Origin of the sequence: Niallia sp. FSL R7-0271 (assembly GCF_038005785.1) — a bacterium.
Lineage (GTDB): Bacteria > Bacillota > Bacilli > Bacillales > Cytobacillaceae > Niallia.
The window spans coordinates 1,572,266-1,592,435 of record NZ_JBBOTZ010000001.1 but is presented as its reverse complement, the minus strand read 5'-3'; the positions used below and the strand labels follow the sequence as shown (position 1 = coordinate 1,592,435).

Sequence of the window (20,170 nt, the reverse complement as noted above, 5' to 3'; positions counted from 1 at the left end):
CTTACAGCAGACCTACCAACTGAAGACCATGAACAATTCCGTCTTCTTCCACCGATTTCGTTACATATTTGGCACAAGCCTTTATATGCTCCTCTGCATTGCCCATTGCCACACTGTTAACAATAGCTGTCAGCATTTCCAAATCGTTTTCACCATCGCCAAAGGCATATTGGTTCTCTTTAGCAATGCCGAGCTTTTCGGTCATTTTGGCAATACCTCGAGCTTTTGAGCCGCCTTTAGGCAAAATATCGACAGATACAGGATGCCATCTGACAAAGTCGAAGTCTTCAGAGACTTGTTCATACTGCTTTTCTTCCCCCTCCTGGCAGAATAATAGCGACTGGAACAGGTCTCTGTCTTTATAATAAAGAGGATCATGTGTTGGAAAATGGGCTATTTTCAGTGTTTGGATGCTTTCTTGTATAAAGATATGCTCCGGAACATTTGCTCTCATATCCTCATGGTCCATATACACTACCGGATGGTCATTTAGCAATGCGGCTTCGGCAAGCTTTTCCAATGATTGAATATTTAATGGGTTCTTATATATAACCTCGCCATTTAACACGACATACTGTCCGTTGTAGCTGACATACGAATCGATTTCAAGCTCCTTGCGTAAATCTTCGAACATAAACGGCGCTCTTCCTGTAGCAATCGCTACCTCATGGCCTTTTTCTTTTAATTGGAAAATTGCTTCTTTGGCAGACTGAGGCAATTGCTTTTCATGTGTAAGCAAAGTCCCATCTATATCAAAAAATATAATGCTTTTCTCGTTCATTTCATTCCCTGCTTTCTATTAGTAATCCTGCTGTAAAAATACTCCGCTGTTATGTCTATTACTTGAAGTAACAGCTTAATTTTCATTTAGTTTACGGTATGAAACGCATTTCAGGTCAATTATTAATTGTGTAAACGCATTAAATCATATTATTTCTTTGTTTTTTTCTGTTGACATATACAGAAAATAACAGCATACCGAGCATAAGAGAGCAAGCAGTCCTATAAATCCATAACCAAATTTCAAACCAATGATTTCACTGTTCGCTGCACCAAGGCTATTTGCAGCTATACGAGCTGTATCAATGATAAAGCCAATTAAGAAATTTCCGATCACACTCGCTATTCCCATTAAAGTAACGGTAAAAGTGATCGCAGCTCCCGTTCCAATCGGGTATCTTTTGGCGAGCAATGCCATAATCGTTGGATATACCAGGGCTATGCCTATGCCAGAAATGCAAAAGAAGATGGCGCCTTTTTCTCCGATAAGAATTCCTGCAATGGTGCAAATACCAGAAAAAGCCGAAAAGTACATGATGGACCTAGCAAAGCCAATCTTGTCTGTTACAGGACCTAGCAAAAGCCGTGCAAGCATAAAAAACAGAAAGAATAATGACAGCATATTCGATGCTTCCTTTATATCCCAGCTATATGCCTGCACTAAGAAATTGATCAGCCAGCCGCCTACTGCCATTTCTGAGACGACTCCTAACGAAAGAACAGCGACAATCAGCCATGCAACCCTGTCCTTAATCAAAGACTTAAAGGAAGCACCGTCGCCGTCACTTTTACTTTCAGCCGGAAATTTACTAAAAAGAGACGGTAGAATCGGCAGTAAGGATAAAGCTAAAAACAAAAAATACATGCCGCGCCATCCGACATCTCCTTCTCCCCAATGCCAATCCATCACAGAGGCAGCGAAAATTGGTGCGACAGTGGAGCTTAATCCATAAAAGAAATGAGAGATATTCAGCATGGTACCTGTATTTTTTGTAAAAATTCTGGCTGCCATAATGCCAAGGGCAATCTCTAGCATGCCATTCCCCAAATATAAAACAAAAAAGGCAGCAGACAGCGAAGGAAAACTTGCTGACAGATAAATGAATACTCCTGAAAAGGTCATAAGTAGGAATGCAGAGATTCCTGTCCATTTCACTCCGATTCTGTCAGACATCCAGGATGTATAGGAGCATGCAAGAAGATAGCCGAATGAGTTTAAGGCTAAAAGCAAACCAATCTGCGTCTGACTAGCACGAAAGTCTTGTTGAATAAGCGGAATAGCCGGACCTTTTATATTTTCCGAAAAACCAAAAATCAAAAAACCGCCGAAAACTATACTTATGAGCAAATAGTGATTCCATTTACGATCCAACGGATTTTTTTGCAGCACAGCGCTTGCTGTATCGTCTTGTTTGTAATTTAAATTAGCCATAGACTTTCCTTTCTTTAGTCGGTTCTGTTCAATATGTATTTTGCAAAGAACTCTTGTGTCAACTACTAGAGGTCTATGCTAAAAAGCAAAGTTTTATCGATTAATTCCAATTCGATTATTGTCCTTTTCCCTCCTGTTTGCTGAATTTAGATAATGTTTTTATATTAGTCAGCACCTAAAAATATGACCAGCTCTCCCTAGAATCAGTTAAACACATCTAGAATATTAAATTCTTGATGGTTTGCTCTTTTCCTGCCTAAGCTTTGTAAAGAAAAAGAATAAACAGACACAAAATTTTCGGATGTTTTTCGGTTGTAACAAACTGATTATGATAAACTATATTTTGCAATTCATGCTTTTTATTATTATGGCAAGAAATTATTTTTAATGGAGAAGGAGAAATTTACATGCATGAAAAACTAAAAACCATTCCCTCCCTTTCCTCGAATTCTATTTATATGGGTCTTATACTCGCCATTGTGGGGGGCTTTCTTGATGCTTATACTTTTGTCAGCAGAGACGGAGTGTTTGCTAATGCCCAAACAGGAAATATGGTGCTTTTAGCTGTTAAGGCAGCAAACGGCGAATGGAAAGGGGCTCTTTTGTATATCCCGCCAATCATTGCCTTTATATTAGGTGTACTTGTTTCTGAAATAGTGAAAATACCGCATGTACGGCATGTTTTATACAGCTACCGACGCTCTATTCTAATATTGGAGTTTTTTGTTCTTGTGTTTGTCGGCTTTTTGCCATTAAGTGTGCCAAACATGCTTGTGACTGTCAGCATCGCTTTTGTCTCTTCCTTACAGATTTCCACATTCAATAAAGTGGACAAATGGGCCTATAACTCGACTATTACGACAGGAAACCTGCGAACAGCAACACAGGCTGCCTATGCGGCTATTGTCGGACACGATGAGGAAGCTAAGCGGCAGTTTATTGATTTCGGTGTAATCATTCTATCTTTTTTTGCTGGTGCTTTGCTTGGAACGTTTTCTACAACTTATTTTGGAAAAACTTCGATTTGGATTGCTGCAGGCATATTAATGATTGCTATTATTTTGTATCACCGTGATAAAGGATATTATAGGAAAGGGGCACAAAATTAATAAGACAGAACAAAGCCTGCAGCAAATCTTTGCTGCAGGCTTTGTTCTGTCTTATAGCGTAAAACCTAAATATAGTACGATAATAAGGGCGACAACAAACTGAATCCATAAAATAGATGTTTTTCTTCCCTTTTTAGTGCGAATTACAATCATCTCAAGCATTGCAATTACCCATAATCCTACTAATGTTTTTAATGTATGCATAACATCAAGGCCAGTGTAGGTAAGCATCGTCACACCTGTGCCAATGATGGCTAAGTACATCAGTCTTAAAACCATATGCACAATTTTACTTCCTTTGTCTTTGCCGCTCTTATGCAGAAGCAAAGATACCACAAAAAGAATCAAGGCAACCGACCATGCCGTTATATGTATATGTCCCAAACTTTTCCCCCTCCTTTCACTCTCTCAAATCTTATCATAGAATAAAAAAAAATATCCAATAAAACTATCAATTTCCAACTACTTATTTTATAACTGTCCAAACGCCTTGCAATATGGGCAGAACTGCTTTCAGCCCCTCTAACTGGATTCTTCCGAGAACCGAAAGTTCTATAGAAATGCTTGAAATTTTAATTTTAATATTATAACATAGTGAACGTTGTTTATAAAAAATACAATAGATAGTTAACAGAAAAAACAAAATCTTTGGCTTTTTTAGCCTTACTTAGTCAGCATGATGTTCCACTGCTTAATGTATGATTTATAGATTTGATGTCTCCGATTATTTTCAGAAATTTTTAGAAATACTAATAAGGACCGGCAAGGCCCCTAAAGACAAATCATTCTTTAAAAGTTAGACATTTGTTAATGAACAGCATTGAGACTTACGAAGTGGCAGCATCTGGTGATTTTTTCATTTGGCTATTATTTTTTGAAAATTGCTATCTTTACGATTTCGCCATTCAATAATCGTGAAGAGTATTTTCGAAAAGTAGTTAACTTTTATATTTGATCTAAGTTCTGGAGGTTTTATCGTGTCAACTAAAGTACCATTTTCCTTTATTATTATTATTGGCCTGATGTTATTTGCACTGTTTTTTGGTGCAGGAAACCTTATTTTCCCGGCCATGCTTGGCCAATCAGCAGGCAGTGAAATCTGGTCAGCTAATGCTGGGTTCCTTGTTACTGGTGTTGGCTTGCCACTTCTCGGTGTACTAGCTTTCGGCTTTTCCGGGAAAGAAGACTTGCAGTCATTAGCGAGCCGTGTACACCCACTTTTCGGGATTATCTTTACAACGGTTCTTTATTTAGCAATTGGCCCATTATTCGCTATACCGCGTACAGGCAATGTATCTTTTGAGATTGGTGTTAAGCCATTTGTGACAGAAAGTTCTGCCGGTATTGCCCTTCTTATTTTCACTATTATCTTTTTTGCTATTACTTGTTTCTTGTCTCTTAACCCAGCTAAAATAGTAGACATAGTCGGCAGATTCTTAACGCCAATCAAGTTAACATTTATCGGGATTTTGGTTGTTGTTTCCGTCATTTTCCCTATTGGTAAGTTTCAAGCTCCAACAGAGCATTATATGACAAACTCGTTTTTCAACGGGTTCCAAGAAGGATATTTAACAATGGACACACTTGCGTCCTTTGTGTTTGGAATAATTATTATCAATGCTATCCGTGAAAAAGGTGCTACTACTAGAGGCCAAATCATGAAGGTTTGTTTAATGGCAACAGCAATTGCGGCTGTCATCCTTGCTGCTATTTATTCAGCACTTTCCTTTATGGGTGCATCTAGTGTGGAAAAGCTCGGTTATTTAGACAATGGCGGAGAAGTTTTAGCTCGTGTTTCTGACTACTATTTTGGAACATACGGCGGAGTATTGCTTGGCTTGATGATTACAGTCGCTTGTTTAACAACTAGCGTCGGACTAATCACATCTTGTTCTTCCTACTTCCATAAGCTGTTCCCGTCTATTTCGTATAAAGCAATTGCAATCAGTTTATCCGTATTTAGTGCAGTAATTGCCAATGTCGGTTTGACTGAGTTAATTACGATTTCTGTGCCTGTGTTGACTATTATTTATCCACTGGCGATTGTGCTTATATTCCTGACTTTCCTTCATCCACTTTTTAAAGGAAGACCAGCAGTATATCAAATAAGCCTATTGTTTACATTTATCGTCAGCCTAGTGGACAGTTTGCAAGGAACTGTATTAAAAATTTCAGCACTTGATTCGTTCTTTGCAAGTTTCCTGCCAATGTACGGCATTGGTTTAGGATGGATTTTTCCTGCTATAGTCGGCGCTATAATCGGCTATGTAGTGCAGCTTAACAAAGAGAGTGTTGCTACTTTAAATAAATAGATCAAACGAAATAAAAAAGGAGACTGACGCAATTGTCAGTCTCCTTTTTTCATGCTATTTGACAAAAATTTATAAAAAAAGCAAGACTGGTAAATCGTTCTAGTTCCATGTATAGTACAACTATCTTCTTATGAAAGGAATGTTTTACTTGTTTTATAAATTAACAAAAGAACAGCAGCAGCTAATGGTTTCGGAAATACAAACGTTTTTTGCAGCTGAACGGGACGAGGAAATATCAGAATTCGCAGCGGAAAGCGTGCTTGAGTTCTTTAAGGACACGATTGCTCCTCATTTTTATAATGCTGGCGTTATGGATGTCAAAAATTTAGTGGAAGAGCAATTCTCTGCTATTGAAGATGAAATTTTAACATTGGAAAAACCAATCAGAAAATAGAATCCCTTTTTCCTGCATATACCATTATTCAATGTACATATAGGAGCTGCCAAAGTAACATGCTATACTAGACTTCATTTCTTTAATAGGAGGTTTTCTAGCTATGCGTAAAACAATGCTTGCACTGCTCCTCGCTGCATTTCTTGGCTCAACGATGACTGGCTGTGATGAAATTAATCCAGGCACAGACCAGCCAGGAGAAGATGAAATCGGCGATAATGAAATTAATGACGAAGAATAAAGGCATCGAGTTTTCGATGCCTTTCTAAAAAGTAATTCAAGCTTTCCTCAATCCTCATTATTTGCGTATTTCAGTTCATATCTCTCTTTTTTTGCAAGCCTGAAAGCGCCGCGATAATTGTGCCTGACTGTATTGTTCCAGCGATACCCGCAGGTTGCCGCCGTTTTATTTAATACAACGGCAACCTCTTCAAAGGCAGCAATTGCTGTACTGCCCTCACGAATATGATTCAATACCGTTTCTGCCAGTAAAGCATCTTGTTCTCTCGTAAATGTATGTGGCATTTTATCACCTTTTGTTCGTCTTGATTATCCTTAATATCGACACGAAACAGTTTAGTTTTAGTGCCATTTTACATTTCTAGCAAATCTGTTTATATCATCGTTGTACCCTTTTTCGTTTATACCCAAAAGGAAGGAATGAAAACAGCGTTGGAACCCGCTTAATTATCCTCTACATTGGCAAAAAACTCTTCCAATGTCCAATTCTTCTCTTTTATTAATTTAGCTGCTTCCTTGCCAACATAGCGATAATGCCATGGTTCATATTCATATTGGGTTATGTCAACCTTATCTTTCGGATAGCGCAGAATAAATCCATATTTATAAGCATTGTCCATTAACCATTTGCCTTCTTTATCTTCTCCGAACTCTTCCGTTAATAAGAAATTCTGACCCTCTGAAGTGATATCCATTGCTAACCCGCTTTGATGTTCACTAGAGCCGGGAATAGCTACTGCCTGCTCTGCTTGTTCTTCCCCTACATTTGCAACCTCTTGGTCAAAAACTGCAGATTGTCGTTCATATGACCTGTATCCTGAAGAGGCATAAAGAATCATACCTTCTGATTTAGCTCCATTAAACATTTCAGCAAGCGCTTCTCCTGCTTCCTTCCTCATATAGCTTTTCTCGATATCCTCATTCCCAAAGGAAAAGGAAACTTCTGGTCTGATAAGATCCTTTGGTTCATAATCACTTGGCAAATAATATTCTTTATTAACTAACGCTAATATATTTTCAGGATTCAAAATGACATTATGTCCGTCTTCTTCCTTTACTTTATTTAGATTTTCACTTGGAATGGTCCATTCCTTTGTTTCTTGATTTTCTGCCTGCTGCTGGGAAGTTTGGTTCGTGTTTTCCTCTTTTGGCTGACTCTCTTGTTGTGTCGTACTGCAGCCGCTCAAAATAAAAGCAATAGCTGCAGTCGTAATTATTTTTTTCATGTTGTCACCTTTCTTCTCTTGCTCAGTAGTCCTTTTTATGTATTTCTTTCCTTCTACCTTCATTATTATAAGGGAATATTAACATTATAGAAGTGTTTGTCGACAATACCATTACAAAAAAATGACAAAACAAAAAAATATCTATTACGTTCCGAATACGAATGGCAACATAAAAACCGCTTTTTCATCTAACAATAAGGAAGAGATACATCAAGCAATGGGAGGGAATCACAAAATGCCTAGAGATGCAGACAATATTCATGTGGAAACAGAATCTCATAAGGATGGTCCAAGAGAAGGAGTCATCCCAAGTGGAAACAGTAATCAGATGGGGATTAGAACAGAAGCTGGACATAAAAAGGCAAATGCCTTCCATGTTCAATCACTGAAAGCAGATGCTGATATGCAGCAATTCAGCGATACGATAGATAATGCCTTTCCTAAATAAAATAAACAGGATGCAAAAGCATCCTGTTTAGCTCCTAATACCAAATCTTTCTTTCGCCTTTAATATAAATTCTTGCGAATCTATATCTTCCTTTTGTTTAGTTCCGTCCGACCATTCTGTAAATGAATGATTAGTCAAAACTATACTTCCCTTATCTGTTAACAAGCTAAGCAGAGGATCTTTATTAAAACGCGACGCAGGATGATTAACGATAATTCCTTGCATTTCATTTAACTCTTTGACATCATCGAAAACTTTAGTTGAGCAAAAGGCATAACCAATCCTCCAGTCCTCATCTTTATCCTTCAGCTTGACATATAACATATAATCTCCATACTCACTCGGCTTCTGCTCTATCTTAAATTCTCCATTATCTGAAACTATTAGCTCTCCATCAAGGGGCACAGGCTTTAATGGCAGATTGGCGCCATATCCTGAATCCACCACATATTGGCGTCCATTATCCTCAAGCAATATACAAGCGTGGGTAGCTCCTGTCTTGCTCCAAGCTTGATTGGCAGGATCATAGGTAATCCCCTTAATTAGGGCGACATTTAACCCGTTTTCACGTAAAAACAAGTAAAGAAGGGAATTTATATCATAGCAAAGCCCGCCTTCTTTTCGCTCAATGATCTTATCTTGTAAATAAGCGGGAGATATCTCGCCCGTTTTCCCTCCGATTATAGCCATATTTTCAAAAGGGACTGTTTTTGCCACCTTTTCCAATACAATTTCTAGATTTTGCAACGTTATTGCTTCTGCAAGAGGGAAGCCAATTCGCTGCCGAAAGCGTTCATTTAATTCATGCATTTGTCATCCTCCTAACTATATAAAAAGATTCTCTCCTTGAAGGACAAGGACTGTCATGCCTTGCTCACTGCCTGATTCATGGCCTTCTCCCTTGTCCCACAGCACTCCCTCACCTGTTTGCAGTGTCTGTATTTGTCCGTCCGCTCCTTTAATCCAGCCTTGCCCTTCCATTATGATGAAGGCCTGTTTAACCGGAGCATCATGATAACCGACCATTCCCCCAGGCTCGACATGAATTATACCGATACTAACAGGTTCATTTGTTCGCATTAAATTCGTGTAATAAGCAGCTACGGAATTATAATTGCTGATGGCCTTGCCTGTAAGCTTATTAAATGACATTATTTCCTTCATTTAAATACCTCCTTGTTCGCCATCTTATTATCGCATACATTTATTTAAGGTCTCTAGGAAAAGCTGTTACAACTGCTTCTGTTTTTTGTAGGCTAAAGGCGTTATCTTCATTTCCTTACGAAACTTTTGAATAAAGTAGCTTGTGCTGCTGAAGCCGACCCGATAAGCGACCTCCGTAATATTGGCATCCTCTTCTTGAAGCAAAATTAGGCTTTTCTGAATGCGATAATGCTCCAAATAATTAAAGGGCGAACGGTTTAAGATCCTTTGAAAATAGCGGCAGCATTCCGATCGACTCAAATGGCCTGCTGCAGCAATATCGACAAGCTTTATTTTCTCCTCATAATGATGATGAATCCAGTCGAGCATCTGTTTCATTCTTTCATTTTTAACTGACTCTGCTTTGTTAAAGGCAGGCGGAAGTCCATTTTTCATAAAACTTTTCCATAATAAGGAAAGCTGTATGCTAATATCAATTTCAAAATACGGCTCCTTTTTTTGAAGGAGTTCGTTAATGGCTAGGATAGCGTCCAATATAATTCTGCCCCATTCTTTATGACCATCAAGAGGAACATATGGAAGATTGCTTGCTTGCATATATGGATAAACATACTGAGAAAAAAGTTCTTGTGTGAGCATAAAGGAAGGTGCGACGTTAAGGCAAATATAGGATGCGTCCTTTGTGACCTCCGCTGCCATATGCAGTAAACCGCTGTTTATAAATAGGCCGCTGTCTTCTTTCAGTAAAATATCGTCTCCATTTACCGAGAAATTCGCTTCTCCTTTATGCATGTACACAAACTGCAGTTCATCATGCCAATGCAGCGGGATATGCCCATACATGTTTTTATTAATGGTTGTTTCGTAGCAGGCTACAGGCAATAATACAGTATAATGCTCTGTCAGCTCTTTTAGATCATCACCGATAGGAAAAGGACGGTTTTGCATAGCAACCTCCATATATTTATATTTTTTCCGTCTATTATCGTATTTTTCCGCTGATTATTCCTTTATTATAACAATATCTTTATAAAAGGCGGAGACATAATGACTAGAAATAGAGGTTTGTTTTTTGTAATTACAGGTGCTGCTTTTTGGGGAGTCGGCGGCACAGTTGCCCAGAAGCTCTTTCAAACCTATCAAATCGATGTAAATTGGCTAGTTGTCGTAAGGCTGCTGCTTTCTGGCTTAATGCTGCTTTTGCTGACAGCCTTTAGCAAAAAGCGCAGTCAAATTATTGCTGTTTGGAAGAGTCCTCAATCCGCTTTCCGATTGATTGCCTTTTCCCTTTTTGGGATGCTGGCCGTTCAGTATACTTATATGGCAGCCATCAATCATGGCAATGCAGCTGTTGCTACGTTGCTGCAGTATTTAGCACCAATCATGATTATGATATATTATCTTTTAACCAAAAAAGCGCGGCTGTCTAAACTAGACGGATATTCTGCCGCACTTGCATTAGGCGGCTGCTTTCTTCTGCTGACAAATGGTTCTTTTTCCGAGCTTTCTGTTCCTGTTCAAGCTGTTGTATGGGGTGTGCTTTCTGGAATAGCGGCTGCTTTTTATACTTTAAGTGCCGGACGCTTGCTGGAAAAGTTTGATTCTATGGTAATTGTCGGCTGGGCGATGATAATCGGGGGACTTTGCTTAAATACGTTAGAACCTGTGTGGAAGACAGCACCTGCTGAACTGCCTAGTGCAGCCATTGGTTATTTATTGTTTGTGATTGTGTTTGGCACAATGATAGCCTTTTGGTTTTATATAAAAAGTTTAGAGTCACTATTGCCGAAAGAATCCAGCTTGTTAGGCAGCATTGAGCCGCTTGCGGCTGTGTTGACGACGGTCTTTTGGCTCAACATGCCATTTGGCTTATTTCAATGGCTTGGCGCAGCCTGCATTATCAGTGTCATTCTGCTTCTATCTGCTTTTAAACGGCAGAACGCTCAATCTGTCCAACTATAAAAAAAGAGAAGCTGCCGTCAAAAAATCGGCAGCTTCTTATATTGCGTGCTCTTCTACCTTATACTTATAAAACTTCTTATCAACCTCCATAAGCGGAAAAGCCTTAGGCAGTTCGGCCAGCTCAATACTTGTAAACTGGTTTTTCTCATAAAAGCGATGAGCTGCTAAAAACTGAGGCGTAGTGCCAAGGTAAACTTCTAAAATATCGACTTCCTTTGCCCAAGCAAGGGCATTTTCCAACAAAAGTCTCGCTGTATTATAGCCTGCGCCGCGATAGTCTTTATGCACGAACATTTTTCTTAAGGCAGCTTGGCTGTTGCCGATATCAAGTAAAGCAATGGTACCAACTACCTTCTCCTCACTACGAGCAACCCAAAAGTTGCCTTTTCCTCTTTGATAAAATGTTTCTATCATCAATAAATCAGGCTGGTCTTCTTTTGTAATAGGGATATTATATTCTGTTTGCTGAATCGTTAATATCAAGTCAACCACTTCAGCTTGATGCTTTTGCCGAAATAGTTCCACAATTGGTTTGTTCAACTATTGCCACCACCAAAAATTATTTTTCATGCCAATATCTCTTTATTCTGTTTATCCTGTTAAATTCCTCCTTTTAAATATCAGATTTTTCAGTTTAGTTTCACTTAGAATAATTCTGTTGTTTTAGGACAACTTACTTTTTGGAGGAGGTGATACATATGGCAAGAATTGGTGTAGAACAATCACTAACAAATATTTCAGAGGCTCTCCGTGAACAAGGGCATGAGGTGATTGATTTAAAGCAAGAGTCTGATGCACAAAACTGTGATTGCTGTGTTGTCTCAGGAATTGATTCTAACGTAATGGGCATGCAGGACACACAAATACAAGGGTCTGTTATTGAGGCAAACGGCCTTTCTGCTGATGAAGTATGTCAGCAAGTAGCACAAAGAACAAACAAATAAAAAACATGCTTAAGCAAGCACCTTTTTTGGGGTGCATGCTTAAGCGTAACCTCCTATGAATCCAGCTAGACTCCCCTTTTTCCTTCCCCTTATGTATGAAGAGCTTAAATCATGGCGATAAACATAAGGGACACTTTGCTTTTTTATCAAAAGAATTATGTATTTTTAGTAAAATTTCCACTCTCGTTACATTAGTTTTTTCCCTTTTGTCATATGATGTAGTATTCCTTTTAAAGAGGGGAGCTGATTAAATGATTATCTTTTTGATCGGGTTAGGCATATTGCTTGTAGATGTGTTTTTTTGAAGGTCATCTTCTCCAAAGAAAAGGAAGGATTACAAGCGCAATCCTTCTTTTTCTTTGGTTTTAATTGGCCTTAAAATTATACAAAGGCTTAATAACCTTCATAATTTCAATGGTATCAACACTATGTCTAATAATATCCTCCATTGGCTTGTATGCCATCGGGCTCTCATCTAATGTGCTTTCATTAACAGAAGTCGTCCATACTTCCTTCATTGAATCCTGGAATTCTGTCAATGACACCCTCTCTTTTGCTTTCGTTCTTGACATTAATCTTCCTGCACCATGAGGAGCCGATTCATTCCATTCTGCATTACCTTTACCAATTGCAATTAAGCTGCCATCACGCATATTGATTGGAATGATTACTTTTTCCCCTTTTTTGGCAGAGATTGCCCCTTTTCTGAGAATCATTTGTTCCATATCAATATAATTGTGAATCGTTGTAAAGCTGTCCGCTATTTCCCAGCCCATACGGGAGACAATTTCTTCTGCCATTGCTTTACGATTCAAAAGTGCATAATGCTGCGCGATTTTCATATCATTCATATAATGATCAAAGCTTTTTCCTTGAAGATAAGCAAGATCCTTTTTGATGAAAGGACTTTTAAGGCTTTTTAACGCTTCTTCAATTTCCCTTTCCCTGCCTTCTGCTTTCAATTCATTAATCAGCGTTTGGCGTTCTTCCTGCAAACTTAACAGCTCATTATATGCTAAGTTTTGATAATGCTCTGCAATTACCTTGCCTAAATTTCTAGAACCAGAGTGGATGACAATCACAATTTTATCGTCTAATTCGTTCAACTCAACAAAATGGTTACCTCCACCTAAAGTTCCAACTGATGATTTAGCTCTTTTCAAGTTAAAAGGCGCGACCACATTACGAAAATCAATTCTTTTGGAATACGGATGGAATTGACTGCTTTCCCTTGTGGCAAAGCCGCTTGGAATATGTTTGCGGATTATTTCATCGAGCTTATCGAAATTAACCTCTGTTTTATTTTTATTTATAACGGCAACTTCCATGCCGCAGCCGATATCACATTTTTCTCCTAATTACTTAAGAGTTTGGACTATACCTTCTCTGCGGTTATCGGAGTTAGGCAGCTCCTATCGCAGGCTCGCCGTATTAATTATCCCATCTTTTATAAGGTTTGGTAATAATTCTGCACGTAAATCTGCCACTAGCGTGCAAGTCTCTGAACCATTTGACTATGTTGCCACAGCCTCTGGCTGCTGATTGCCCTAATAGGGGTTCCAGCAATTGAGCGAGTGGTTTAACGTCTGGGCCAACATCAAGCAACCCCGACTAAGTTTGGAACAATTTTATCTGTTATAGTCATCGTTGTTCCGATTGTACAGCCAGCGCCTGCATGAGTATCAGGCATAATCCGGATTTTGGTTCCTTCTGTAAAGTCCTGATCGCAAAGCTCTTGAATTTGCGACAATGCTGTTTCTTCGACTTTATCTGTAAAAACTTTGGCGCTGTTAAATCTACCTTGCACTTCAATCATAAAATCCCTCCTCATTACACTTATAACAGCAGTTCCACAACTGGGAATGTGCTGCCGTTTTTAGTCCAGTTCGCTTAATAGTGTATATAATCCTGCTTATTTTGTAAAATAATAGAAAACAATTACAGCCAGCAATGAATGAAAATCAGACATATGGGAAAACTTTTTTTAGACAATATAGACCGTTATCGTTCTGATGGGAGCAAATCATATATGACGAAACTTAACAAACCACCGCTAACTAGTGCTGAACAGGGAAACTTATGGAACTTTTATATAGCAAACACGATGTCTCACTGTATGTTCCAGCCTTTTTTAACAAATGTGGAGGATAAAAGAATCAAGGCAATTATTAAAGACAGTGATGTTTTAAGCCAAAGAATCATTGATCATGTTACCATTTTCTTCCAAGCAGATAATATTCCTCTCCCTGTCGGTTTTTCAGCAGAAAAAGATGTAAATCTTTCCGCACCTCGGCTGTTTTCTGATGAGTTTTATCTTGAGTACATAGACATGATGTATAAGTTGGGAATTATCTTTTACAGCATTACCTTGCCTAATACATCAAGATTAGATATACGTCAATTTATTGTCGAAATCATGAGGGACGCTGCTACTCTTTCCAATCAGGTGACAGAGTTAATGCACGAAATGGGGATTCATGTGCGGCCTCCGAATATACCTGCGATGGATGCTGCTGAAATGGTTCAACGGCAAAGCTTTTTTAATGGCTTTTTTGGTGATAAAAGGCCATTAACAGGTATTGAAATTTCGCAATTATTTGCTAATATCCAGTTCAACACGATGAAAACCGTGCTGCTGCTCGGTTTCAGCCAAGTCGCAAAATCAGAGGATATCAGCAACTATTTTATAAGAGGCAAGCATATAAATATTAAACAAAATTCCGTATTTTCCAATGTACTAAAGTCAGAAGACTTGCCATTGACAATGCCAAGTCAATTTAATATCACCACATCCCAAACAGCGCCCTACTCTGAAAAACTGATGCTTTTTCATATCAGCAATCTGTCTTCTGCAAAATTACGAAATTTTGGTGATTCTATTGCAGTTAGTCCGCGCCATGACCTTGGTTCTATCTATCTTCGGCTAATGGTGGAAACTTCAAACTATGCAGAGGACGGCGGAAATCTATTAATCGAGCACAATTGGATGGACAAGCCACCGCATAACATCGACCGTAATTTACTTGCAAAAAAACAAAAATAATATATTTTGCTTAAAGGAGCCTTGATAGATGAAAAAAGAGCAAGAAGTTATCTCAGATGAATTTTTGGATCATCTCGTCGAGGAAATTAATGAAATATATGGATGGGATGATAAAAAAGACCGTAATGAAGAAGAAAATAGAGGTTAAAAATAGCCATAAAAAATGTTAGTCCCCATTTTTCATGGCTTTTAAAAATGTAAGTGCTACTACTCTAGGCATTGGTGATAGCATTACATTTCTATTGTAATGTTCTTTATAGAGAATGTCTCGTGCTTTTTACCATTTTAACTAATTTTTTATAGAGTAAATAGTATTAGCTCTTAAAATCAGTCTTTAATAGGGAATACATATAAAGATCATCCATTTTTCCGCAGCTGTATTCATAGCTTCTTAACAGTCCCTCCTGTAAAAAGTTATTCTTCTCCAGCACTCTTTGTGATTGGCGGTTTGGAGGCTCTACAAGTGCTTGAATCCGCACTAGTTTCATTTGGTCAAAGCCATAATCAACGACAGCGTGAAGAGCCTCACTGACAAGTCCTTGTCCCCAATACTGTTGATGAAGCTCAAAGCCAACTTCTGAGCGAAAATGGCGCTTCTCCCAATTTAAAAAACCGCAGCTGCCAATTACTTTGTCTTCGCCTTTTAATGTAATGCCCCATCTTATTCCAGTCTGCTGCATGTGGATTTTGCTATACCAATCGATCTCCTCGACTGTTTCCTCCACTGACTGAAAAGGCTCCATTCCATAATATTTCATTACAGCTTTGTCAGAAAGATAACGATAAATATCTGCTGCATCTTCCTTCGTTATTTTTCTTAAATGTAAGCGATCTGTTGCAAGCAGTGGGAAATCTTTATGCTTGAGGCACATGTATTTACCTCCATTTATTTATACAATTCCATAAACGTCCCTGCCACCATACATGGCTTAACATCAATTTTTTGCCACACATTGCCTGTTACATAGGGTTCTACCTTTAACCATTCGTCAACAGCTTCTCTTGTCGGATATTCAACGACCATCATCGAACCAATCATTTTTCCGTGATCATCCAATAAGGCTGCACCATATAAATGCTTTCCTTCCTTAAACCGCATTTCTACGGAACTTAAATGCTCTTTTCTTGCAAGCATTCTCCGTTCCAATGCCTGCTCATCCGTACCATCATATGCCGTAACAACAAATTGCATTAATCATGTCCCCTTTGTATTTATAGATATCATTGCCATTAATATTCTTTCTACAGCAAACAGCACTTTTCCTTCACAGAAAAGTGCTTATTCTTGTAATCCTTATGACAGCTCTTTCAGCTTTTTTGTTAGCTCGTTGAATTTCGCATCAAGCTTAGAATATTCCTTATCATGCGGCATCATGAAACTTAACCTTCCTAGTATTTCCTGCCTTTCTGTTTCAAGCTTCAGCCACAGTTCTTCCACATCATCTCTAGCTGCAGCAGGTGATTGCCATTGTTTGCGAACTCCATTATTCGTGATTAAAAGCGAGCTTGTTGTCGTTTTCTCCAGGAAATAGCGGTCATGTGAAACAACAATTAATGTTCCATTATATTGTGCCAGTGTTTCCTCCAGCTGCTCACGGGATGCAAGGTCCAGATGGTTGGTTGGTTCATCTAGTAAAAGCACATCTTTATCCTCTAATATATATGCCATCAGCTTGCATTTAACGCGCTCGCCCATACTCATCGAGCCGATTGGTTCCCTCCATTGAGACGCAATAAAACCTAACTGCTTCATTAAAGTTTGTACCTTGCCTCGTTCTGCAAACGTCTCGCGATGAAAAAGCTGTGAGGGTGTCTGTTCAAGGGGAAGATCAAAAACCTCCTGCGATAAATAGCCAATCTTAGCTGTAGGAGATACCCATATCTCGCCAATTCCTTGCTCACTACCAACAATCATTTTCAAAAGAGTCGTTTTGCCGGATCCATTTGGACCTGTTAGAGCTACTCTTTCGCCGTGTTTAATGGTAAAATGCACATCCTTAAACAATGTCCGCTTGCCATATGCTTTCGCCAAACCCTTCACTTCGAGAAACCGTTTGCCGACCTTACTGTTGGATTGAAGGGAAAAATAAACGGAGTGCTCGCCTTCAACAGGTTCCACCTTATTCTTCTCCAGCTCCTTTTCAAGCCGCTTTTGTTTTGATTTTACTTGGGCATCCATGCGCTTTGCTTTAACTCGGTAGTACTCCTTTACCCCTTCCTTTTTCGTGGATTCGGCGTGAGCTTTTTTTGACCAGGAATTCAATTCCTTAATCTGACCTTCTATTCGTTCTGTCAGCTTTTGCTGTTTTTCATATTCCCTCTGCTGCACAAGTCTTTTTTGTTTGCGAGCCTCCATATAAGCAGTATAGTTCCCCTTATGCTCCACAAGCTTCTTGCCTTCAATAGCCCAAATTTTTGTGGCCACTTCATCAAGAAAATAGCGGTCATGTGACACTAACACAATGGTGCCTTTATATTCCTTTACCTGCTTTTGAAGCATCTGTAGACCCTTGTCATCAAGATGATTTGTCGGCTCATCCAGCAATAACATATCAGCATCTTGTGCGAATCCTTCAGCAAGTCTGGCCTTTAGTTTTTCGCCACCGCTTAAGTATTCATATGGAGAGTCAGGCACTTGCCATTTTTCTAATAGCTTTACTTCAGCGACTGATTTATCTGCAGACAGATGCGTCGCTGATTCCTGAACAACAAGCCAAGAAGTTAAGGGAACAAGCCATTGGAGCTCACCGTTAGAAGGAGTTATGTCTTCATTCAACAGATGCAAAAGTGTCGATTTGCCAGCACCATTATTACCGATAATGCCGATTATATCCCCTTGCTGCACCGATGCTGTCACTTCTTCGAATACAAGATGGTCCTTGATCTCATAACTAATATGATGCAATTTCAATAATTCTTTCATTAATTAATCCCTCTCTTAAATAGGGAGGACAAAAAAATCCTCCCAAAAGTAATTTTGGAAGGATTAGCCGAACATTTTAAGCATGACCAAATAAGCCTTGTAAGACTTATTGATACGTATAGATAGAAAATGGGCAGACTAATCCTATTTTAGTTTGATTTGCAAATATGCATTTCAGGCTAAATAAAATAAGATTAGATAATCATCGTCCACCCATCATCCCTTTCTGCTTTGTTACTAACAGTGTAACAAAACTCTTTTTTCAATGCAATGGTTTACAAACTATAAATGACAAAAAAAGGAATCGGCTTATATGCTAAATCGCGCTCGTTTCCCATTCCTCCCGCAATATTCCCATGCGGATGGAATCATAATAAACACCATTATAATAACGGCATTTCCTGAGCCGTGCTTCTAGCTGCATCCCAAGCTTTTCTCCTACCTTCATCATGCGATGATTGCCAGACCATGTTGTAAAGCCAACTCTTACTAGCGGGAGTGTTTGAAACAAATGACTTGTCCACAGCCTTAGTACTTTTGTTCCGTATCCTCCGCTCCAATACTGAGGATTGAAAATAACGATACCCATTTCCAACCAATTGGAAGGTTTATGCTCCCAGTAGTAGCTAACCGTACCAATAAGCTTTCCGTCTACCTCAATCCCCCAATAATCGCCTTGACCGATTATTTCATTCTTGCGCTTCATAAATTCGGCCCACGGAACAGCCTTATGTTCATAATAAGGCGCATCCCAGTTTTTCCATTCAGGTGCCTCTTCTTTATATGCCTGTTCCCAAAGCGGATAAAGATCAGCCTCTATCAACGGTCTAATGATGATGTTATCTTCTGCATACATGCTTGGAATAATGGAGCTTTGTCCGCCAAAGAAAATATTCTCAACCTCTTGAATAGTGTCTGCTAGATAGGTAGGCTTGGATAAAGCCAGCTCTTCCCGGGACCCATATCCATATGTAACACCGACAGAGTCTATGCCAGTATTATTCGCTCCAATTAAGTCATATTTTCTATCCCCAATCATGATAAAATCACTAGGTTCATATTCTTTGTAATAATCAAGCAAATATTGAATGATGTCTGTTTTCGCTGATCTAGTTCCATCGAGATTGCTGCCGACAATCATATCAAAATAAGAATCAATTGCAAAATGCTCGGCAATTTTTTCAGCAAAAACCGTCAGTTTTGAGGTTGCGATTGCCAAAATACAGCCGTTCGCTTTTAACCGGCTTAACAATTTTGGTATCTCTTCAAAGAGTTCATTTTCATACATTCCGTATTTTTTAAATCTCTCCCGATAAAATCCAATTGCCTTTGGAATTGTTTCCTCATCAAATCCAGCATATTCTGCAAAAGAAACATGCAATGGCGGTCCGATATAGCATTCTAATTCATCCAATGTTGGTACTTGTTTATTAAGCTTTGCGAATGCATATTGAACAGATTTCGTGATTCCTTCCTTAGGATCTGAAAGTGTTCCATCCAAATCAAATAGTATGACTTTATATGTTTTCATTCCAACATCCCTTTCTGCTTGTAAACTACCTCATTTTACCATATTCAAATTCAATGAATACCCACATTGTCCTAAAAAAGAAAAAAACTGCTAGTTAAGCAGCAGTCTTCCTGAATAAAAAAATATTGCACCTTCTTAATCAAACACTAGCGCCGCCCTCAAATCACAGATGTTATGTTCTAAGTAACCTTTTAAGCAGGTAAGGGTGTAAACCCAGCCTTCCTTTTGGCCGAGCAGTTTTTCAACAAGCAGGGGATCTTCGGGCTTGAAGCCCGATTCTCGCACTTCCATGATTGTATTTGTTTGTTCGTGCTCCCTTAATTTAATGGTAACGATTGTTTCCTCCCGTTCAGCGCCCCAAGCAAACACAATTTTTTCGTTATTCAGAATTTCCAGCAGACGAATTGCTGCTTCTGCCTTATACTCGTTATATTTAAGGATGACAGTATGACCTTGCGCCCAATTTTCTGAACTGGATGAAAACCAAAAATTGCCGATTTTTTCTCGCTCTACAATCGCTGCGAATACATTTTCAACAGGCTTGTTTATTTGCAGTTTAACAGTTACTTCTGTTACCAACTATAATGACCCCTTTTTTATATTATTCTATTCTTTCATAGGAGGATACGGTACCTAAACGGAGCAATGCGATAGTTTACATA

Annotated in this window: 24 protein-coding genes and 2 pseudogenes; 9 read left to right on the top strand and 17 right to left on the bottom strand. The window is 38.8% G+C overall.

All coding sequences use genetic code 11. The features are described 5' to 3' along the window. Nucleotide 1 precedes the first annotated feature (1 nt). On the bottom strand, nucleotides 2-781 hold the full coding sequence (locus MKX82_RS08125) for a Cof-type HAD-IIB family hydrolase (protein ID WP_233314241.1): 780 nt from the start codon (nucleotides 779-781) through the stop codon (nucleotides 2-4). Nucleotides 782-925: 144 nt separating this feature from the next. Further along, entirely contained in the window at nucleotides 926-2,212 is a 1,287-nt protein-coding gene (locus MKX82_RS08120; protein WP_341076283.1) for an MFS transporter, read from the bottom strand. A 407-nt stretch (nucleotides 2,213-2,619) separates the two neighbouring features. On the opposite strand from MKX82_RS08120, the gene MKX82_RS08115 reads away from it, so the two are divergent. Next, entirely contained in the window at nucleotides 2,620-3,321 is a 702-nt protein-coding gene (locus MKX82_RS08115) for a YoaK family protein (protein ID WP_233314243.1), read from the top strand. 51 nt (nucleotides 3,322-3,372) lie between these two features. Here the strand turns inward: MKX82_RS08115 and MKX82_RS08110 are convergent, their stop codons facing one another. Then, entirely contained in the window at nucleotides 3,373-3,705 is a 333-nt protein-coding gene (locus MKX82_RS08110; RefSeq protein ID WP_233314244.1) for a YisL family protein, read from the bottom strand. Between the two features lie 593 nt (nucleotides 3,706-4,298). Here MKX82_RS08110 and brnQ point away from each other — a divergent pair. The 3 genes from brnQ to MKX82_RS08095 all read left to right on the top strand — a co-directional run bounded on the left by brnQ (nucleotide 4,299) and on the right by MKX82_RS08095 (nucleotide 6,268). Beyond that, the gene (gene brnQ / locus MKX82_RS08105; protein WP_233314245.1) at nucleotides 4,299-5,633 is read left to right on the top strand and encodes a branched-chain amino acid transport system II carrier protein; all 1,335 of its coding nucleotides are present in this window, start codon (nucleotides 4,299-4,301) and stop codon (nucleotides 5,631-5,633) included. Between the two features lie 148 nt (nucleotides 5,634-5,781). After that, on the top strand, nucleotides 5,782-6,027 hold the full coding sequence (locus tag MKX82_RS08100) for a DUF2164 domain-containing protein (protein ID WP_233314246.1): 246 nt from the start codon (nucleotides 5,782-5,784) through the stop codon (nucleotides 6,025-6,027). A gap of 103 nt (nucleotides 6,028-6,130) precedes the next feature. After that, nucleotides 6,131-6,268, top strand: coding sequence for a hypothetical protein (locus MKX82_RS08095; RefSeq protein WP_233314247.1), 138 nt, complete (start codon nucleotides 6,131-6,133; stop codon nucleotides 6,266-6,268). Nucleotides 6,269-6,342: 74 nt separating this feature from the next. On the opposite strand, the pseudogene MKX82_RS08090 reads toward MKX82_RS08095, so the two are convergent. Further along, a pseudogene (locus MKX82_RS08090) lies at nucleotides 6,343-6,552 on the bottom strand (RsfA family transcriptional regulator); the annotation flags it as partial. Between the two features lie 158 nt (nucleotides 6,553-6,710). Next, nucleotides 6,711-7,493, bottom strand: coding sequence for a D-alanyl-D-alanine carboxypeptidase family protein (locus MKX82_RS08085; RefSeq protein ID WP_233314248.1), 783 nt, complete (start codon nucleotides 7,491-7,493; stop codon nucleotides 6,711-6,713). A gap of 121 nt (nucleotides 7,494-7,614) precedes the next feature. On the opposite strand from MKX82_RS08085, the gene MKX82_RS08080 reads away from it, so the two are divergent. Continuing rightward, nucleotides 7,615-7,941 carry a hypothetical protein gene (locus tag MKX82_RS08080; protein WP_237941241.1) on the top strand — a complete coding sequence of 109 codons (327 nt, stop codon included), beginning with the start codon at nucleotides 7,615-7,617 and terminating at the stop codon, nucleotides 7,939-7,941. A gap of 27 nt (nucleotides 7,942-7,968) precedes the next feature. On the opposite strand, the gene MKX82_RS08075 is transcribed toward MKX82_RS08080, so the two are convergent. The 3 genes from MKX82_RS08075 to MKX82_RS08065 form a co-directional block, all read right to left on the bottom strand. After that, nucleotides 7,969-8,751, bottom strand: a complete 783-nt coding sequence (locus MKX82_RS08075) for an arylamine N-acetyltransferase family protein (protein ID WP_233314250.1) — start codon at nucleotides 8,749-8,751, stop codon at nucleotides 7,969-7,971. A 15-nt stretch (nucleotides 8,752-8,766) separates the two neighbouring features. Continuing rightward, complete coding sequence (locus MKX82_RS08070; RefSeq protein ID WP_233314251.1) at nucleotides 8,767-9,105, bottom strand: cupin domain-containing protein; 339 nt, start codon at nucleotides 9,103-9,105, stop codon at nucleotides 8,767-8,769. Nucleotides 9,106-9,171: 66 nt separating this feature from the next. Continuing rightward, nucleotides 9,172-10,053: an AraC family transcriptional regulator gene (locus MKX82_RS08065; RefSeq protein ID WP_233314252.1), complete on the bottom strand. Its 882-nt coding sequence runs from the start codon at nucleotides 10,051-10,053 to the stop codon at nucleotides 9,172-9,174. A gap of 96 nt (nucleotides 10,054-10,149) precedes the next feature. On the opposite strand from MKX82_RS08065, the gene MKX82_RS08060 reads away from it, so the two are divergent. Further along, on the top strand, nucleotides 10,150-11,067 hold the full coding sequence (locus tag MKX82_RS08060) for a DMT family transporter (RefSeq protein ID WP_341079471.1): 918 nt from the start codon (nucleotides 10,150-10,152) through the stop codon (nucleotides 11,065-11,067). A gap of 36 nt (nucleotides 11,068-11,103) precedes the next feature. Here the strand turns inward: MKX82_RS08060 and MKX82_RS08055 are convergent, their stop codons facing one another. Further along, nucleotides 11,104-11,607, bottom strand: a complete 504-nt coding sequence (locus tag MKX82_RS08055; RefSeq protein WP_233314253.1) for a GNAT family N-acetyltransferase — start codon at nucleotides 11,605-11,607, stop codon at nucleotides 11,104-11,106. Between the two features lie 158 nt (nucleotides 11,608-11,765). Here MKX82_RS08055 and MKX82_RS08050 point away from each other — a divergent pair, with 158 nt between their 5' ends. After that, nucleotides 11,766-12,011, top strand: a complete 246-nt coding sequence (locus tag MKX82_RS08050) for a YkuS family protein (protein WP_233314254.1) — start codon at nucleotides 11,766-11,768, stop codon at nucleotides 12,009-12,011. Between the two features lie 365 nt (nucleotides 12,012-12,376). On the opposite strand, the gene MKX82_RS08045 is transcribed toward MKX82_RS08050, so the two are convergent. Together MKX82_RS08045 and MKX82_RS08040 are read right to left on the bottom strand one after the other, a co-directional pair. Next, nucleotides 12,377-13,339, bottom strand: a complete 963-nt coding sequence (locus MKX82_RS08045; RefSeq protein ID WP_341076274.1) for an RtcB family protein — start codon at nucleotides 13,337-13,339, stop codon at nucleotides 12,377-12,379. A gap of 269 nt (nucleotides 13,340-13,608) precedes the next feature. Then, nucleotides 13,609-13,827, bottom strand: coding sequence for an RtcB family protein (locus tag MKX82_RS08040; protein WP_233314256.1), 219 nt, complete (start codon nucleotides 13,825-13,827; stop codon nucleotides 13,609-13,611). Nucleotides 13,828-14,040: 213 nt separating this feature from the next. On the opposite strand from MKX82_RS08040, the gene MKX82_RS08035 reads away from it, so the two are divergent. Continuing rightward, the gene (locus MKX82_RS08035) at nucleotides 14,041-15,054 is read left to right on the top strand and encodes a DUF3231 family protein (protein ID WP_341076266.1); all 1,014 of its coding nucleotides are present in this window, start codon (nucleotides 14,041-14,043) and stop codon (nucleotides 15,052-15,054) included. Nucleotides 15,055-15,082: 28 nt separating this feature from the next. Beyond that, nucleotides 15,083-15,202: a bacitracin ABC transporter ATP-binding protein gene (locus MKX82_RS08030; RefSeq protein ID WP_341076264.1), complete on the top strand. Its 120-nt coding sequence runs from the start codon at nucleotides 15,083-15,085 to the stop codon at nucleotides 15,200-15,202. A 166-nt stretch (nucleotides 15,203-15,368) separates the two neighbouring features. Here the strand turns inward: MKX82_RS08030 and MKX82_RS08025 are convergent, their stop codons facing one another. From MKX82_RS08025 to MKX82_RS08000, 6 genes and pseudogenes are all read right to left on the bottom strand, one after another. Next, nucleotides 15,369-15,926: a GNAT family N-acetyltransferase gene (locus MKX82_RS08025; protein WP_233314259.1), complete on the bottom strand. Its 558-nt coding sequence runs from the start codon at nucleotides 15,924-15,926 to the stop codon at nucleotides 15,369-15,371. Between the two features lie 14 nt (nucleotides 15,927-15,940). Further along, the gene (locus MKX82_RS08020; protein ID WP_233314260.1) at nucleotides 15,941-16,246 is read right to left on the bottom strand and encodes a YciI family protein; all 306 of its coding nucleotides are present in this window, start codon (nucleotides 16,244-16,246) and stop codon (nucleotides 15,941-15,943) included. Between the two features lie 102 nt (nucleotides 16,247-16,348). After that, entirely contained in the window at nucleotides 16,349-17,977 is a 1,629-nt protein-coding gene (abc-f, locus tag MKX82_RS08015; RefSeq protein ID WP_341076262.1) for a ribosomal protection-like ABC-F family protein, read from the bottom strand. 316 nt (nucleotides 17,978-18,293) lie between these two features. Then, complete coding sequence (locus tag MKX82_RS08010) at nucleotides 18,294-18,833, bottom strand: GNAT family N-acetyltransferase (RefSeq protein WP_341079470.1); 540 nt, start codon at nucleotides 18,831-18,833, stop codon at nucleotides 18,294-18,296. Nucleotides 18,834-18,890: 57 nt separating this feature from the next. Next, a pseudogene (locus tag MKX82_RS08005) lies at nucleotides 18,891-19,508 on the bottom strand (HAD hydrolase-like protein); the annotation flags it as partial. 135 nt (nucleotides 19,509-19,643) lie between these two features. Beyond that, nucleotides 19,644-20,087: an SRPBCC domain-containing protein gene (locus MKX82_RS08000; RefSeq protein ID WP_237941237.1), complete on the bottom strand. Its 444-nt coding sequence runs from the start codon at nucleotides 20,085-20,087 to the stop codon at nucleotides 19,644-19,646. Nucleotides 20,088-20,170 lie beyond the last annotated feature (83 nt).